Origin of the sequence: Shewanella sp. 10N.286.45.A1 (genome assembly GCF_041470405.1) — a bacterium.
In the GTDB taxonomy this organism is placed as follows: domain Bacteria; phylum Pseudomonadota; class Gammaproteobacteria; order Enterobacterales; family Shewanellaceae; genus Shewanella.
Genome location: NZ_JBFRMK010000410.1, coordinates 1 through 205 on the forward strand (window position 1 = coordinate 1; position 205 = coordinate 205).

General features: G+C 43.9%; 1 pseudogene. It reads right to left on the reverse strand.

The window, feature by feature from the left end:
- Positions 1-139, reverse strand: a pseudogene (locus AB4238_RS22060) (transposase); the annotation flags it as partial.
- Positions 140-205 lie beyond the last annotated feature (66 nt).

The following is a 205-nucleotide window of genomic DNA, read 5'->3' on the forward strand; positions in this document are numbered from 1 at the left end:
TTATCCACTGATTCAAATCATCTTGTTTTTTGCTAGCATGACTGACGACGGTTCTAGCACCGTGTATCAGTTGCCGTCTAAGATAACAGTCCCCCCGCTTGGTGATCCCAGCATTAATGCTCTTATGGCCTGAAGAAAATACATAGCCACCCATTGTTAATGGCATCAATCGCAACCTCCTACCAATAAATACATAGCCACCCAT